Annotated in this window: 10 protein-coding genes and 1 pseudogene; 4 read left to right on the plus strand and 7 right to left on the minus strand. The window is 71.6% G+C overall.

Going from position 1 to position 15,647, the window contains the following annotated elements:
- Positions 1–127: 127 nt before the first annotated feature.
- From ACH4MY_RS00005 to ACH4MY_RS00020, 4 genes are all read right to left on the minus strand, one after another.
- Entirely contained in the window at positions 128–1,795 is a 1,668-nt protein-coding gene (locus tag ACH4MY_RS00005; RefSeq protein WP_397995196.1) for an alpha-amylase family glycosyl hydrolase, read from the minus strand.
- A gap of 62 nt (positions 1,796–1,857) precedes the next feature.
- Complete coding sequence (locus ACH4MY_RS00010; RefSeq protein WP_397995199.1) at positions 1,858–2,757, minus strand: sugar ABC transporter permease; 900 nt, start codon at positions 2,755–2,757, stop codon at positions 1,858–1,860.
- Positions 2,754–3,767 carry a carbohydrate ABC transporter permease gene (locus ACH4MY_RS00015; RefSeq protein WP_397995202.1) on the minus strand — a complete coding sequence of 338 codons (1,014 nt, stop codon included), beginning with the start codon at positions 3,765–3,767 and terminating at the stop codon, positions 2,754–2,756. Before ACH4MY_RS00015 ends, ACH4MY_RS00010 begins: the two co-directional genes overlap by 4 nt.
- A 22-nt stretch (positions 3,768–3,789) precedes the next feature.
- A complete protein-coding gene (locus ACH4MY_RS00020; RefSeq protein ID WP_397995205.1) occupies positions 3,790–5,067 on the minus strand; it encodes an extracellular solute-binding protein in 1,278 nt (425 codons plus the stop codon).
- Positions 5,068–5,415: 348 nt separating this feature from the next.
- On the opposite strand from ACH4MY_RS00020, the pseudogene ACH4MY_RS00025 reads away from it, so the two are divergent.
- Positions 5,416–6,443 (plus strand): annotated as a pseudogene (locus ACH4MY_RS00025) (LacI family DNA-binding transcriptional regulator).
- Positions 6,444–6,553: 110 nt separating this feature from the next.
- Positions 6,554–7,483, plus strand: a complete 930-nt coding sequence (locus ACH4MY_RS00030; RefSeq protein ID WP_397995208.1) for a phosphatase PAP2 family protein — start codon at positions 6,554–6,556, stop codon at positions 7,481–7,483.
- 58 nt (positions 7,484–7,541) lie between these two features.
- On the opposite strand, the gene ACH4MY_RS00035 is transcribed toward ACH4MY_RS00030, so the two are convergent.
- Both ACH4MY_RS00035 and ACH4MY_RS00040 read right to left on the minus strand, forming a co-directional pair.
- Positions 7,542–9,110: an amidohydrolase gene (locus ACH4MY_RS00035; RefSeq protein ID WP_397995211.1), complete on the minus strand. Its 1,569-nt coding sequence runs from the start codon at positions 9,108–9,110 to the stop codon at positions 7,542–7,544.
- A complete protein-coding gene (locus tag ACH4MY_RS00040) occupies positions 9,020–10,600 on the minus strand; it encodes an APC family permease (RefSeq protein WP_397995213.1) in 1,581 nt (526 codons plus the stop codon). The genes ACH4MY_RS00035 and ACH4MY_RS00040 overlap by 91 nt, the downstream gene beginning before the upstream one ends.
- A 123-nt stretch (positions 10,601–10,723) precedes the next feature.
- On the opposite strand from ACH4MY_RS00040, the gene ACH4MY_RS00045 reads away from it, so the two are divergent.
- Together ACH4MY_RS00045 and ACH4MY_RS00050 are read left to right on the plus strand one after the other, a co-directional pair.
- On the plus strand, positions 10,724–11,332 hold the full coding sequence (locus tag ACH4MY_RS00045) for a TetR/AcrR family transcriptional regulator (protein ID WP_397995215.1): 609 nt from the start codon (positions 10,724–10,726) through the stop codon (positions 11,330–11,332).
- Between the two features lie 394 nt (positions 11,333–11,726).
- Positions 11,727–12,569: a DUF4344 domain-containing metallopeptidase gene (locus ACH4MY_RS00050; protein ID WP_397995218.1), complete on the plus strand. Its 843-nt coding sequence runs from the start codon at positions 11,727–11,729 to the stop codon at positions 12,567–12,569.
- Between the two features lie 35 nt (positions 12,570–12,604).
- Here the strand turns inward: ACH4MY_RS00050 and ACH4MY_RS00055 are convergent, their stop codons facing one another.
- Entirely contained in the window at positions 12,605–15,592 is a 2,988-nt protein-coding gene (locus ACH4MY_RS00055; RefSeq protein WP_397995220.1) for a bifunctional [glutamine synthetase] adenylyltransferase/[glutamine synthetase]-adenylyl-L-tyrosine phosphorylase, read from the minus strand.
- Positions 15,593–15,647: the final 55 nt, after the last annotated feature.

Here is a 15,647-nt window from a genome sequence, read left to right on the forward strand (position 1 = left end):
CGCGCGCCGCCCCCCCCCGCGGGGCCGTTGACCACACGGCGGCGGGTCCCCCCCCGCCCCCCCCCGGGGGCCGGGTGGGCCGCGCGCCGGGGGGCGCCGGCCCCGCCCCCCCGCGGCAGGGGGATCGTCACACCGCCCACCAGACGGTGGTGTCGGCGGGCAGGATCGCCTCGTCGTCGGCGATCCGGATCTCCTCGTTGGAGAGAAGGAACCGGCCGGGCAGCGGGACGGAGATGGCCCGGCCGGTGGTGTTGGCGATGCAGGCGAAGCCGTCACGGCGGAAGGAGAGCACACCCTCGGGTGCCTCCAGCCACTCGACGGCCTCGCCCGCACCGAGTCCGGGCTGCTCCCGCCGCACGGCGAGCGCGCTGCGGTACAGCTCCAGGGTGGAGCCGGGGTCCCCGGTCTGCGCCTCGACGCTCAGACCGCCCCAGGTGGTGGGCTGCGGCAGCCAGGAGCCGCCGTCGCCGAAGCCGTACGAGCTGCCCTCGGCGGTCCACGGGATCGGCACCCGGCAGCCGTCGCGGAAGCCGTCCTGGCCGCTGGCCCGCCAGAACGACGGGTCCTGACGGACCTCGTCGGGCAGGTCGGTGACGTCCGGCAGGCCGAGTTCCTCGCCCTGGTAGACGTACGCGGAGCCGGGCAGCGCCAGCATCAGCAGCGTCGCGGCGCGGGCCCGGCGCAGGCCGAGTTCACGGTCGCCGGCCTCGCGGAGCTGGGTGCCGAGGCCCGGCGGGTTGGCGAAGCGGGTGGTGTGCCGGGTGACGTCGTGGTTGGAGAGCACCCAGGTGGCGGGGGCGCCGACCGGGCGCATCGCCTCCAGCGAGTCGTCGATGACACGGCGCAGCTCAGCGGCGTCCCAGTGGGTCCCCAGGTACTGGAAGTTGAACGCCTGGTGCATCTCGTCGGGGCGCACGTAGTTCGCGGTGCGGTCGACGGTCGGGGTCCAGGCCTCGGCGACGAGGACGCGCTCGCCGTCGTACTCGGAGAGCACCTGCCGCCAGGAGCGGTAGATCTCGTGGACGCCGTCCTGGTCGAAGAAGGGCATGACGTCGTTGCCGAGCAGCTTCAGCTGGTCGTGCGCACCGAGGTCGGGCAGGCCCTCGGCCTTGACCAGGCCGTGGGCGACGTCGACGCGGAAGCCGTCGACACCCATGTCGAGCCAGAAGCGCAGGATCGAGCGGAACTCGTCGCGTACGGCGGGGTGCTCCCAGTTGAAGTCGGGCTGCTCCGGGGCGAAGAGGTGGAGGTACCAGTCGCCGGGGGTGCCGTCCGGGTTCTCCGTGCGGGTCCAGGCCGGGCCGCCGAAGATGGACTCCCAGTCGTTGGGGGGCAGTTCGCCGGTCTCGCCCTTGCCGGGGCGGAAGTGGTAGCGCTCGCGCAGTACCGACCCGGGGCCCTCGCGCAGCGCGCGCTGGAACCACTCGTGCTGGTCGGAGGAGTGGTTGGGGACCAGGTCGACGATGATGCGCAGGCCCAGTTCGTGGGCGTCTCGGATCACGGCGTCGGCGTCGAGGAGCGAGCCGAACATGGGGTCGATGGCCCGGTAGTCGGCGACGTCGTAACCGGCGTCGGCCTGCGGTGAGGCGTAGAACGGGGAGAGCCAGACGGCGTCGACGCCGAGTTCCTTGAGGTACGGCAGCCGGCTGCGGATGCCCTCCAGGTCGCCCATGCCATCGCCGTTGCCGTCGGCGAAGCTGCGCGGGTAGACCTGGTAGATCACCGCGTCTCTCCACCAGCCCGTGTGCGTGCCGGTGGTCGGGGCGTCGGCCGGGGTGGCGAGATGCTGGGTCATGTCTTCCCTGGGAGGTAAGGAGGTGTGTACAGGGGTGCGTGCGGAAGGGGCGCTCAGGGCCGTCAGCCCTTGACGGCACCGGCGGACATGCCGGTGACCAGGTGCTTCTGGGCGAAGAGGAACACCAGGGCGGCGGGGACGGCGATGAGCACGGAGGCCGCGGCCATCGGGCCCCACTGGGCGCCGTACTGGTTGACGAACTTCTGCAGTCCGCCGGCCAGGGTGAGGTTCTCGTCGCCGACCATGAAGGCGGAGGCGTAGGCGACCTCGCCCCAGGCGGTGATGAAGGAGTAGAAGGCGGTGACGGCGATGCCCGGCTTGGCGAGCGGCAGGATCAGCCGCCAGAACGTGCCGAACGGGGTGAGGCCGTCGACGTAGCCGGACTCGTCGATCTCGCGCGGGATGGTGTCGAAGAAGCCCTTCATCATCCAGGCGCAGAACGGGACGGCGATGGTCAGGTAGGTGACGACCAGGCCGACCGGCTGGTTGAGCAGGCCCATCGACGCCATGATGTTGTAGATCGGCACGATGAGGACGGCGACCGGGAACATCTGGGTGATGAGCAGCGTCCACATCAGGCCGCGCTTGCCGGGGAAGCGGAAGCGGCTGACGGCGTAGCCCGTGGTGGCGGAGATGAAGACGCCGACGACGGTGGTGAGAGCGGCGACGAGCAGCGAGTTGCCGAACCAGGTGAGGAACGGGGTGTCGTTCAGCAGGTTCGTGTAGTTCTCGAGCGTCGTCTCCTTCACGAAGTCCGTGGTGATCGCGTACTTCGCCGGCTTGAGCGAGGTCAGCAGGACCCACAGCACGGGGAAGACCGCGATCACGGACGCCACGATCAGGGTGACGTGCAGCGCGACCGAGGCGAGCGGCGAACGGCGGCCGCGGATCGGGGCGTTGGGGACGGCCCGGTGCCCGGGGGCCGCGGCCCGGCGGGTGGGGGGTGTGGTCGTGGTCGTCACCAGACTTCTCCCTGCTTGCGGAGGACTCGCCGGTAGACCGCGGCGAAGAGCATCAGGAGGACCAGGATGAGCACGCCCCAGGTGGACGACTGGGCGAAGTCGCGCGGACTGACCTCGAAGGAGAACTTGTAGGCCTGGGTGACGAGGATCTGCGTCGCCTCGCCCGGCCCGCCCCGGGTGAGCAGGAAGATCACCGGGAACATGTTGAAGGTCCAGATGGTGGAGAGCAGGATCACCGTCGTCGACACCGAGCTCAGCCCGGGCATGGTGATGTGCTTGAAGCGCTGCCAGGCGCTGGCGCCGTCCATCTCGGCGGCCTCGTACAGCTCGCCGGGAATGGACTGGAGCCCGCCGAGGAGGGCGACCATCATGAACGGCACGCCGAGCCAGACGTTGACGAGGATGACCGAGAACTTGGCCCAGGTGGGGTCGTTCAGCCACGGGACGGCGTCGATGCCGCCGCCCGCGAGGATCTTGTTGAGCAGGCCGTTGTCCTGGTTGTAGAGGAAGCGCCAGGCGAAGACGGAGACGAAGCCGGGCACGGCCCAGGGCAGGATCAGCAGCAGCCGGTAGAAGGAGCGGCCGGCGATCCTGCGGTTGAGGATGTTGGCGAGGGCCAGGCCGAGGGCGAAGGTCAGCGAGACACAGGACACCGTCCAGAGCAGCGTCCAGCCCAGGGTGGAGAGGAACTGGGTGCCGGTGAGCGCGTCGACGTAGTTGTCCAGTCCGACGAACTCGTAGCTCGACGGGATGTGGTTGACGCCGATGGACCGCTCGACGTTCCGCTCGTTGGCGTCGGTCAGCGACAGGTAGATGCCGCGGACCAGCGGATAGCCGATGATCACGGCGATCACGACGGTCACCGGGGCGACCATCGCCCAGGCGTACCAGTGGGTGGAGAGGGAGCGCTTCGCCGCGCCCCGGGGCTTACCAGTTCCGCGGCTCCGGCCGCGGGCGACGCTGTCGCCCGCGGCCTTCACCACCGACTGGCTGGGGGTGTCCACAGCCATCAGCCGGCCTGCCTTCCTTCTGCTACTTCCAGTCCTTCAGGAGCTTGCGGTAGGCGTCGCCCGTCGCCTTCGCTCCCGCGTCCGGGGTGGTCTGGCCGGTGAGGACCTTGGTGTATTCGGTGACGAGCGGCGCGAAGAGGCTGCCGGTCTCCGGGATCCAGGGGCGCTCGACGGCCTTGTCGACGACCGGCTTGAAGAAGGTGATCATCTCGTTGGTCGCGACGTCCGGCTTGATGTAGACGGACTCACGGGTGGGGAGCAGGCTGAGCTCCTTCGCGACCGTCGCCTGGGTCTCGGCCGAGGTCATGTACTCGGCGAAGGCGTAGGAGGCGTCGAGGTTCTTGGAGCCCGCGTAGACGGCGAGGTTGTGACCGCCCTGCGGGGCGCCCTGGCCGGCCGAACCGGCCGGGACCGGGGCGATGCCCAGGTTGGCCTTGTCGGTGAACTCCTTGCCGGCGTAGGTGTCGGCGACGGCCCACGGGCCGTTGATCATCATGGCGACCTTGCCGTCCTTGAAGGCCGTCTGCATGTTGTTCCAACCGTCGGTCGCGTCGGTCTTGGCGGCACCGGAGTCCACCAGGTCCTTGACGACCTTGAAGCCCTTCACACCGGCGGCGTTGTCGACGGTGACCGTCTTCTTCTCGGCGTCGACGAGGTCGCCGCCCTCGCCGTACAGGAAGGAGAGGAACCAGTAGGCGTCGTCGCCGCGCAGGTAGAGGCCGGGCTTGCCGGTCTTCTGCTTGATCTTGGCGGAGACGGTCTTCAGCTCGTCGATGGTCTTGGGGACCTCGACGCCGGCCTCCTTGAAGATCTTCTTGTTGTAGAAGATGCCCATGGAGTCGATGACCTGCGGGACGCCGTAGGTCTTGCCCTTGTACTGGGTGGAGGCGGCGGCCTGCTTGAGGAAGTCCTCGGAGTCCTTCAGAGCCGGGGTGCCGTCGAGCGGGGCGAGGTAGCCGAGGTCGGCGAACTCGGGGGTCCAGGCGACCTCGGAGCGAATGACGTCGGGGGCGCCGGAGCCGGACTGCGCGGCGTTCTTGAACTTGTTCTGCGCCTCACCGAACGGCACGTTCACGTACTTGACGGTGACCTTGGGGTGCTTCTTCTTGAAGTCCTCGGCGACCTTCTTGAAGACCTTGTCCTCGGAGCCGACCGTCGAGGTGTCCCACCAGGTGACGGTGCCGGAGAGCTCGCCCGAGCCCTTCGAACCGCCGTTGTCCGAACCGCCGTCACTACCGCACGCCGCCAGGGTCACGCCCAGGGCAGCGACCAGCGCGGTGGCCGCTATGCCACGCCGCATGTGAACTCCTTCAACTGATCCCGGGGGGACGAGGGGCTGGAACCTTCCTCATGCGACCGCTCCCTCGCGGCGCTCCGGGTTGCCAGGAACGTAACAGGGATGAAAACGAGCCGAAAGAGCTTGCGGGAACTTTCTGCAAGGACCGGGGATCGTTACATCCACGTGTCCCTAAGGTTGCCGTCGGATCGCTTGACAGCAGCTGGCACAAGCCCTCCACGCGTCGTGCGGCCCCACGCGCGCTCCCCGGGCACGCCCCGCGCGCCCCGCAAGCTCTGCAAGACCTTGCGGGGTGGCTTGCATCACCCGTGCGGTGGGCAATACGCCCTGTGACCGGTACAGTCCATCCTCATGACCGCGCGGCTCTCCGACATCGCAGCCCAGGCGGGGGTCAGTGAGGCCACAGTCAGCCGCGTGCTCAACGGCAAGCCCGGTGTGGCCGGGGCCACCCGTGAATCCGTTCTTGCCGCGCTCGACGTGCTCGGCTACGAGCGGCCCGTACGACTGCGTCAGCGCAGCGCGGGCCTCGTCGGCCTCATCACCCCCGAGCTGGACAACCCGATCTTCCCCGCGCTCGCGCAGGTCATCGGGCAGGCCCTGACGCGGCAGGGATACACCCCGGTCCTCGCCACCCAGACCCCCGGCGGGTCCACCGAGGACGAGCTCACCGACATGCTGGTGGAGCGGGGCGTCGCCGGCATCATCTTCGTCTCCGGACTGCACGCCGACACCACCGCCGACATGACGCGCTACGACCAGCTGCGCGGCAAGGGTGTCCCGTACGTCCTGCTCAACGGCTTCTCCCCCAAGGTGCAGGCGCCCTTCGTCTCCCCCGACGACCGGGCGGCGATGCGGCTCGCGGTGACGCACCTGGCCTCGCTCGGGCACACCCGGATCGGGCTCGCCGTCGGGCCGAAGCGCTTCGTGCCGGTCCTCCGCAAGATAGAGGGCTTCCAGAAGGGCATGGAGGAGCGGCTCGGTCTGAGCCTCGAGGAGTCCGAGGAACTGATCCAGCACTCCCTCTACACCCTGGAGGGCGGCCAGGCCGCCGCCGGGGCACTGATCTCCCGCGGCTGCACGGCGGTCGTCTGCGCCAGCGACATGATGGCCCTCGGCGCGATCCGGGCCGCCCGCCAGCAGGGTCTCGAGGTGCCGAGGGACGTCTCCGTCGTCGGTTTCGACGACTCTCCCCTCATAGCGTTCACCGATCCGCCGCTGACCACCATCCGGCAGCCCGTGCAGGCGATGGGGCAGGCGGCGGTCCGCGCGCTGCTCGAAGAGGTCGGGGCACCCCGGCCCCGCACTCCGAGTTCGTGTTCATGCCCGAGCTGGTCGTCCGCGGGTCGACCGCCTCGGCCCCGCCCGCCGTACGCGCCTGACCCCTACGGCGCCCTCCCCGCGACGTCATTCCTGAGGTGGACCGGGTGCGCCCCGAACCCGTCCGAGGGATGATCGGTCGGGGGGAAGGGATCTGGCAGACTCTCCTCCTATGGGTGAAACGACCGTGAAGAGTTTGGACAACCGGACGACCCCGTCGTCACCCACAGGTGTGGCCGACGGCAGGTTCGCGCGCCTGCGTGCGCGTGCGCCCCGGCGCCCCACGATCTGGTTCGAGATCCTGCTCATCGCGGTGAGCTACTGGACGTACTCGCTCATCCGCAACGCGGTGCCGGAGCAGAAGGCCCAGGCGCTCAAGAACGCCGACTGGATCTGGAAGGCCGAGGAGTCCCTCGGCCTGGCCTTCGAGCACGCCGTCAACCACGCCGTGAACTCGGTGACGTGGCTGATCGTCTCGATGAACTACTACTACGCGACGCTGCACTTCATCGTGACCATCGGTGTGCTCGTGTGGCTCTACCGATGGCACCCGGGCCGTTACGCTGCGTTCCGCACCGTGCTGTTCGCCACCACCGGTGTCGCCCTGGTCGGTTACTACCTGTACCCGCTCGCGCCGCCCCGGCTCATGAACGGCCAGGACTTCGTCGACACGGTCCTCGTCCACCAGACCTGGGGCTCGATGGCCTCGGGCAACCTCAAGCACGTGTCGAACCAGTACGCGGCGATGCCGTCGATGCACATCGGCTGGTCCCTCTGGTGCGGCCTGACGATCTTCCTGCTGGCCAAGGCGCCCTGGGCGAAGATCCTGGGCCTGCTCTACCCGACGGCGACCCTCGTCGTGATCGTCGCCACCGCGAACCACTTCTGGCTGGACGCGGTCGGCGGCATGATCTGCCTCGCCTTCGGCTTCGCCGTCTCGTACTTCTGGTACGGCTCCCGCCCGCACCGCCTGCCCAAGCTGGTGGAACCGGGACCGGGCGCGGTGATGCGGGGCGGTCCGCCCCCGAGGACGGGGACGGACCGCGGCGACGAGAAGGACTCCGCCGACGACACGGAGCGGTCGGTCGGTTCCCGCAGGTGATCAGGCCGTCGGTGCGGCGGGTGATCCGGCCGGTCAGTGCCGGTAGGTGATCCGGCCGTCAGTTCCGGTAGGTGATCCGGCCGCCGGCGACGGCGAGGCGGATCGGGGCGTTCTCCGTCTCGTCCGCCGGGGCCTCCACCGGGTCCACCGCGAAGGCGGTGAGATCGGCCCGGTGCCCGGGGGCGATCCGGCCCGCGATGTCCTCCTCCCCCGCCGCGACCGCCGCGTGCGTGGTCATCCCCTCCAGCGCCATCAGGCCCGTGAGCCCGTGCCGGACCGAGGCGGCGCCGCGCGGGGCCCGCGCCGTGGCGAGGACCTGACGGGCGTCGTAGTGGGCGATGGGCCAGTCCGAGCCGAGCGCCAGGTGCGCCCCGGCGTCCCGCAGGTCGCGGCACCGCCAGGCGCGGGCCGCCCGCTCCTCCCCGAGCCGCCTGGACCACTCGTCGGTGTGGTCGGCGCGGGTGTACGCGGTGTGCGGGGGCTGCATCGAGGCGACGACGCCGAGCGCGGCGAAGCGCCCCAGCTGGTCGTCGGGGACCGTCTCGATGTGCTCGATCCGATGGCGGGGACCGCCCGTACCGAGGCCCTCCACGGTGTCGAGGACGTGCCGTACGGCGGCGTCGCCGATGGCGTGGGTGGCGGTGCCGACCCCGGCGCGGTGGAGACGGCGCACGGCCGCGGAGTACGTGGCCGGGTCCGGCCAGAAGGCGTCGGTGCCCCGCCCGTGGCAGTCGGCGTGCTCCAGCCAGGCCGTGCCGCCCTCGACGGTGCCGTCCATGAAGAACTTCACGCCGCCGATCGCCCACAGCCGCCCGGTCCGGCCCTGGAGCCGTACGAATCCGTCCAGCTCCTCCTCGGAGGCACCCGGCATGCACCAGGGGGCGAGGCGGAGGCGGAGCGGCAGCTCGCCGTCCTCCTCCAGGGCGGTCAGCAGACCGGGGACGTCGTGTCCGCCGAGGTCCATGACATGGGCGGAGGTGAGGCCGGTGGCGGCCATGCCGGTGAGCAGGTCGACGAGCCGGTCGCGGCGCTCGGCGTACGGCTGGGTGGGCAGGACCGGGGTCATCAGGTCCATCGCCGCGTGCTCGACCAGATGGCCGGTGGGGCGCCCGTCGGCGTCGCAGACGATCTCCGAGTGCTGGGCGAAGGCGCGGGGGCCGTCGATGCCCGCGGCCTTGAGGGCGGTCGCACTGGCGAGCACGGAGTGACCGTCGTAGAGGCGGAGGTACGCCGGGGCGCCGCCGAGGACGTCCTCGATCAGGTCCCGGTGGACGGGCCGGCCGCCGAAGGCGTTGTGGTCGAGGCCGAAGCCGATGATCCAGCCGTCGCGGCGCTCGGCGTTCCTGAGGGCGGCCCGCAGTTCTTCGAGGTCGGTGACGCCCGACAGGTCGGTGCCGGTGAACGTCTCCAGGCCCCAGACGGGGTGGCTGTGGGCGTCGGTGAGGCCGGGGGTGAGGGTGGCGCCGCCGAGGTCGACGGTCTCGGTGCCGGGTCCGGCCCAGGTGCGGGCCTCGGCGTCGGTGCCGAGGGCGGTGATCAGTCCGCCATGGACGGCGACGGCGGTGGCGCCGGTGAGCTCGGGTGCGCGGACGCGGGCGTTGACGAGGACGAGGTCGGGTGCGGACACGTTTCCGCTTCTCCTTCTGTGGTGGGTTCGGCGCTGGCGGTGGGTTCGGCGGCGAAGCGGGCGTAGGTCTCGGGGCGGGTGCGGCGGAGCCGGTACGCGAGGAGGAGCCCGAGGGCGAAGACGGCGGGGACGAGGGAGACGAGCACGGTGTTGACCGTGGTGGAGGCGCCGGTGAAGAGCTCGACGTTCGCGGTGACCAGTCCGATCGCTCCGGCGAGCAGGACGAACGCGACGACGGGGGCGACGACCGTGCGCAGCACGCCCTCGCGGTGGTCGATCCGCCGGAAGAAGCAGGGCACGGCGAGCGCGGCGAGCAGCTGGAGGACCATCAGTCCGATCATGCCGGGGGTGTTCACCCAGAGCAGGAGCTGCTGGTACGGGTCGGCTCCGGCGAGTGCGAAGGCGAGGACGACGACGGCGCCGAGTGCGGTCTGGGCGGCTCCGGCGAGGTACGGGGAGCGGTGGCGGGGGTGGATCCGGCCGAGGGCCTTCGGCAGCACGCCTTCCTCGGAGAGGGAGAGCGCGTAGCGGTTGATGGCGTTGTGGAAGGCCAGGAGGGAGGCGAGGACGCTGGTGATGATGAGCAGGTGCATCAGGTCGGCGGCCCAGGCTCCGACGTAGGTGGTGAGGGCGGCGAAGAAGAGGCCGCCGGGGTCTTCGGCGGCGGCCCGGACGACCTTGTCCTCGCCGAAGGCCTGGATGACGGTCCAGACGACGAAGGCGTAGAAGAGGCCGAGGAAGGCGACCGCGATGTAGGTGGCGCGGGGGATGGTGCGGTCCGGGTTCTTGGCCTCGCGCCGGTAGATGACGGTGGACTCGAAGCCGGTGAAGGCGGCGAACGCGCAGGCCAGGACGGCGGCGGTGCCGCCGGTGAGGACATGGGCGGGGGCGAGGCCGCCGAGGGAGAGGCCCTGGGCGCCGCCGTCGATCAGGACGCCGCCGGCGAGGAGGACGAGGATGCCGGTCTCGGCGACGAGGAGGACGCCGAGGAGTCTGGCGCCGAAGTCGATCGAGCGGTAGCCGCCGTACCAGATGAGCAGGAGGCCAGCGAGGGAGACGGGCAGCCAGGGGACGTCGTGGCCGAGGGCGGCGGCGGTGTCCGAGGTGGCGGAGCCGAGGAGCCCGTAGACGCCGATCTCCATGCCGTTGTAGCCGAGCATGGCGACGAGGGCGGCGGCGATGCCGATCGGGGTGCCGAGTCCCCGTGTGATGTACGCGTAGAAGGCGCCCGCGCTGCGGACGTGGCGGCTCATGGTGGTGAAGCCGACGGCGAAGACGGTGAGGGTGAGGCCGGCCAGCAGGTAGCCGACGGGGGCGCCGATGCCGCCGAGGGCGATGGCGACGGGGGCGACGCCGGCCATGACGGTGAGCGGGGCGGCGGCGGAGACGACGAAGAAGGAGATGTCGGCGGTGGAGAGGGTGCCGGTTCTCAGTCCCGGGGGCTCGGCGGGGGTGCCGGGGGTGGTGCCGGGGGTGGTGGGTGCGGGCATGCGGCAGGAAGCCCTTCCGGTGGCGGACGTGTCCGGGGAATCAGAAACCTAAAGGCTTTCGGTTTGCGCAATGTAACCTCGCGTTCGACGATTCGGGAAGACCTGAACAGGGAGTGACACCTCATGGGCCGGCCGCGCAGACCGCTCCTCGACCGGGAACGCATCGCCACCACGGCGCTCGACATCGTCGACGAGCAGGGCGAGTTCAGCGTCCCGCAGATCGCCAGGCGCCTCGGGGTGCAGACCGCCTCCGTCTACCACCACGTCGACGGCCGCGACGGCATCGTCGAGCTGCTGCGCGAACGGGTGGCCTCCGCCATCGAGACCGACACCCTCGACCGGGAACCCTGGGACGAGGCCCTCACCGCCTGGGCCCGCTCCTACCGGGCCGCCTTCGCCGCCCACCCGCGCGCGATCCCCCTCCTCACCACCTCACCGGTCCGGGCCCCCCGGGTCCTGCTCCAGTACGAGCGGGCCGTCGGCCGCCTGCTCGACGCGGGCTTCGACCTGCCCGACGTCATGCCCCTGATCATCGCCCTGGAGAACCTCGTCCTCGGCTCCGCGCTCGACATGGCCGCCCCGGAGGCCATGTGGGAGCTGGCCGACGAGACCGCCACACCCCAACTGGCCCGCGCTCTCGGCGCGGTGCCCGAGGGCCGCGCCGACCAGGCCTTCGAGCTGGCGCTCACGGGATATCTGGCCCATGTGCGCACGCTGTTGGACGCGCCCTAGGGGGCGACTCGCCGAGCCCGGACCGATCGGCGGGACACTCCCGAGGGCGCTCCCGAGGGGCGCTCCACCGCACCGGCTCGACGCGCCCCGGACGGGGCGCCGGGCCTATCCTGATGAGGTACGGCCTCGGGGGTCACCACCGCCGTGACGTCGGCCGCACGCACTCCTCACTCCGGGCCACGGCCGACGACGCCACGAACGCGCTCGCCGCCACCCACTCGGCGTCGAGCACGCTGAAGTCCTTCGTCGGCTCCCTCCGGGCGAGCGACCGGCCGGCTGTCCGCCGTACAGGGACAGGTCGCACCCCGGCACGAGCGGATGAGCGCACTGGAGGCGGATCGCCGCATGCACTGGATCCCCGCCCCGTGCCGTGAACCCCGATCGGAGTACGAGCATGCTGTTGCACCGGACTTGGGCGGCCTCGGTGGTGGCCGCCGCGACCCTGCTGGCCCTCGGGGCGCCCGCCGCGCCGGCCGCCGTACCGACGGCACCCGCCGTACCCGGCCCCGGACTTCTCGTCGTGGACTACGCCCCCGCCGGCACGGCACAGGACCTGGCGGAGCAGCGGTTCCTGGAGAAGAACGACGTCCTGGAGGGCGCGGCGGCCCACTCCAACTCCCTGATCGGGCTGCCCCGTGACATCCCCCTCACGGCCGGGAGCTGCGGCGAGGCCAACGCCTTCTGGGACCCCGACAGCCAGAGCATCGCCTTCTGCTACGAGTTGGTCGGCGCGTACCGGAACCTCTTCGAGTCCCTCAACACGACCGGCACCCCGGCCCAGCGGAACCGGGCCACCGAGGACGACCTCATCGGCATCTCCAACAGCGTGGTCTTCCACGAACTCGGGCACGCCCTGATCCAGGTCTACGACCTGCCCACCACCGGCCGGGAGGAGGACGCCGCCGACCAGCTCGCGACGCTGATGCTCGCGGGCGACCCGGTACGCCAGGAGTACGCGGTGAGCGCCATCGAGGCCTGGGGCGCCCTCGCCGTCGCCACCGAACAGGGCGACGTCAGCGGACAGCTCGCCGACGAGCACGCCCTCGACTCACAGCGGTACTACAACGCCATCTGCTGGCTGTACGGCTCCGACCCCGAGGCCTACCGGGGGGCGGTCCTGACCGCGGCCAACCCCGACGGGGTACTGCCGGAATCCCGCGCCGCCAGGTGCCCCGCCGAGTACGACAAGATCTACTCGTCGTGGAGCACCCTGCTGGAGCCCTACCTGAAGAACTGACCGCCGCCCGGACCCGGAGTCCCGACGCCGCGGGCCTACGCCCCGTAGAAGAGCTCCTCGACGACGGCCCTGGCCCGGCGGGTGATCCGCCGGTAGTCGTCGACCATCTCGCCGACATGACCGGCCTCGTACCCCAGGTACCGTCCCACCGCCGCGAGTTCACGCGGATCCGAGGGGAAGGTGTCGCCGGCGCGGCCCCGGACCAGCATCACCGCGTTGCGGACGCGGGTGGCGAGCACCCACGCCTCGTCCAGGGTCTGCGCCTCCTCCGTCGGGATCAGGCCGGCGGCGTGCGCCGCCGCGAGCGCCACGCGGGTGCGGGGCGTCCGCAGCCCCGGCTCCACCCAGCCGTGTCGCATCTGGAGCAGCTGGACCGTCCACTCGACGTCGCTCAGGCCGCCGCGCCCCAGCTTGGCGTGGAGCGTCGGATCGGCGCCGCGCGGCAGCCGCTCGGACTCCATCCGGGCCTTGAGGCGGCGGATCTCGCGGACCGCTTCGTCGCCGAGCCCCTCCGCCGGATAGCGCAGCGGGTCGACGAGTTCGACGAAGCGGTCCGCCAGCTCCCGGTCGCCCGCCATGGGTTCGGCGCGCAGCAGCGCCTGGCTCTCCCAGACGAGGGACCAGCGGTGGTAGTAGGCCGCGTACGACTTGAGGGTGCGGACCATGGGACCGCTCTTGCCCTCCGGCCTCAGGTCCGCGTCGATCAGCAACGGCGGGTCCGCGCTGGGGAGTTGGAGCAGCCGCCGCATCTCGGCGACCACCCGGTTGGCGGCGGTGGCCGCCTCCTGCTCGCCGACGCCCTCGCGCGGCTCGTGCACGAACAGGACATCGGCGTCGGAGCCGTACCCCAGCTCGTGACCGCCGAAGCGGCCCATGCCGATGACCGCGAACCGGGTCGGCAGCTCGTCGCCCCACTCGGCGCGGACGACGGCCCGCAGGGCGCCCGCGATCGTCGCCGCGTTGAGGTCGGTGACCGCCTCCCCCACCCGGTCGACCAGGGCGCCCGGATCGGGCTCGCGGGGGTTGTCCTCGGTGCCGTACGAGCCGATGAGATCGGCCGCCGCGGTACGGAACAGCTCCCTGCGGCGCACTCCGCGGGCCGCGCCGACGGCCTGCTCGGCATCGTCCGCGCGGCCCACCGCAGCCAGGACCTCCTGCTCCAGATGCTCCCGGCCGCGCGGCTTCAGCCCCTCCGGGTCGCCGAGGAGCGCGACCGCCTCGGGGGCGCGCAACAGCAGGTCGGGGGCGAGACGCCCGGCGGAGAGCACCCGGGCGAGGTTCTCGGCGGCGGCGCCCTCGTCCCGGAGCAGCCGCAGATACCAGGGGGTCTTGCCGAGGGCGTCCGAGACCTTGCGGAAGCCGAGCAGACCGGCGTCCGGGTCGGCCGAGTCGGCGAACCAGCCGAGCAGCACGGGGAGCAGCGTCCGCTGGATCGCGGCCTTCCGGCTCACCCCGGAGGCCAGCGCCTCCAGATGCCGGAGGGCGGCCGCGGGGTCCTCGTACCCCAGTGCTTCGAGTCGCTGTCCGGCGGCCTTCGGGCTGAGCCGGATCTCGCCGGGGGCGAGCTGGGCGACGGCGTCGAGCAGCGGCCGGTAGAAGAGCTTCTCGTGCAGCCGCCGGACGACGGCCGCGTGCCGCTTCCACTCCTTGTTCAGCTCGGCGACCGGGTCGGTGCGCAGGCCGAGCGAGCGTCCGAGGCGGCGCAGATCGGCCTCGTCCTCGGGGACGAGGTGGGTGCGGCGCAGCCGGTACAACTGGATGCGGTGCTCCATGGCCCGCAGGAAGCGGTACGCCTCGTCGAGCTGGGCGGCGTCGGCGCGGCCGACGTATCCGCCGCCGGCGAGGGCGGCGAGCGCGTCGAGGGTGGTGCCGCTGTGCAGTCCCGCGTCGCTGCGGCCGTGCACGAGCTGGAGCAGCTGGACGGCGAACTCGACGTCCCGCAGTCCGCCGGGGCCGAGCTTGAGCTCGCGCTCGACCTGGGCGGCGGGGATGTTGTCGACGACCCGGCGGCGCATCTTCTGCACGTCGGGGACGAAGTTCTCGCGCTCGGCGGCCTGCCAGACGAGCGGGGAGACGGCGTCGATGTACTGGGCGCCCAGCTCCGGGTCGCCGGCCACCGCGCGCGCCTTGAGCAGGGCCTGGAACTCCCAGGTCTTCGCCCAGCGCTGGTAGTACGCGAGGTGGGAGGAGAGCGTACGGACGAGGGGGCCGTTGCGTCCCTCGGGGCGCAGGTTGGCGTCGACCGGCCAGATGGTGCCCTCGACCGTGGTCTCCGAGCAGATCCGCATGAGGTGGGAGGCGAGGCGGGTCGCGGCCTGGAGCGCCTTGCCCTCGTCCGCCCCCTCCGCCGGCTCGCCCACGAAGATCACGTCCACGTCGGAGACGTAGTTGAGCTCGTGGCCGCCGCACTTGCCCATCGCGATCACCGCGAGCCGGCACATCGCGGCGTCGGCGGGCGCGGCGGTACGGGCGATGGCGAGCGCCGCGCGCAGGGTCGCCGTCGCCAGGTCGGCGAGCTCGGCCGCGGTCTCGGCGACGTCGGTGGTGCCGCACACGTCCCGGGCCGCTATGGCCAGCAGACAGCGGCGGTAGGCGACCCGCAGCGAGACCTCGTCGACGGCCTCGGCGAGCCCGTGCTCGAACTCGGCGACCCCCGGGTGCAGGTCGACGGCCTCGTAGGTGACGAGGGACTCCCAGTCGCGGGGGTGCTTGGCCAGATGGTCGGCGAGCGCCTCGGAGGCGCCGAGCACCCCGAGGAGCCGGTCCCTGAACGGCTTGGCGGCGAGCAGGGTGGTCGTGAACGTCTGCCGCTCGGTCTCGGGCTGTGCCTCGACCAGACGGACCAGGCCGCGCAGGGCGAGGTCGGGATCGGCGGTGGCGCCGAGGGCGTCGAGGAGGACGGAGTCGCCGCGCAGGGCGGACAGCTCGGGCACGTCCAGAAGCTGCTCGGCCCCGGAGGGATCGGTGAATCCGTGCCGCAACAGACGGGAGAACGTACTGCTCCTGCGTCCCGGAACCGTCATTCCGCCGCTCCCTCCGAGCAGGTCCGCCCCGGGGTGGAGTCGGGGTGGATCGAGC

The sequence above is a fragment of the Streptomyces sp. NPDC017246 genome (assembly GCF_044331325.1).
Classification (GTDB): domain Bacteria; phylum Actinomycetota; class Actinomycetes; order Streptomycetales; family Streptomycetaceae; genus Streptomyces.